At 60.6% G+C, this 834-nt stretch carries 1 protein-coding gene; it reads right to left on the minus strand.

What is annotated here, in order from left to right; all coding sequences use genetic code 11:
- A partial coding sequence (locus NW844_RS12975; protein WP_414336250.1) for a class I SAM-dependent methyltransferase occupies positions 1–834 on the minus strand: 834 nt, incomplete at both ends.

Here is an 834-nt window from a genome sequence, read left to right on the forward strand (position 1 = left end):
GGGATAGCGGGCCAGCAGCATTTGGAACCGGCTCTCCCCCAGCAGCACCGCATTGGGGTTGGGATAGGTATCTTGAAACCAGGCTTGCAAGCGGGCGATGGCCGCCTGAAAGATCGCTTCTGGGACCGACCAGGAGCTGCTGTAACAGCGCTGGGCGTATTGCTCAAACAAGGCTTGGGCAGTGAAGGTCGTCTGCCACTCTGCCGCCGTTACCTGCTGCCCATGGGCCCCTTGAGCCCACAAAAACGCCTCCACCTGCTCGGCATTGGCCCCCACCTGTTGTGGCTCAAATCCCAGCTCCGCCAGAATTTGGGCCCATCGCAGCTCAAAGGAGTGGCGGGCACTCGTCACCCGCTCGCCGTAGCCGTAGAGATAGACCCCACTTGGCTTGAGCACGCGCCGGATCTCGGCGATTGCCTGTTGCCACTCGCGGATGAGGTGCAACACATGCACGGTGATCACCACATCGAAACAGCGATCCCCATAAGGCAACTGGGTGGCATCGGCCATCTGCAGATGCACCTGCGGCGGCATCTGGCCCAGGCTTTGTTCAATTTTGCGCCGTAAAACCGCCAGCATGCGTTCGGAAATATCGATTCCTGTGTAAGGGCAGCCGCGCCGAATCAGCGGCAGCGCAATCCGTCCCGTCCCAATGCCCACCTCAAGAAAATGGGTCTCAGGAGTGGCTCCCACTGCCGCCAAGATGGCATCGGCGATCTCTTCCTCTACAGCCGGAGGAAAGCTGCGGGTGGCATCGTAAAAGTCGGCAGCCCGATCAAAACAAACGCTGTGGGATCCCGCCATCACTGCCCCCTTCCCCAACGGGCAAACCGA

The sequence above is a fragment of the Synechococcus sp. H55.2 genome, assembly GCF_047462495.1.
Taxonomy (GTDB): domain Bacteria; phylum Cyanobacteriota; class Cyanobacteriia; order Thermostichales; family Thermostichaceae; genus Thermostichus.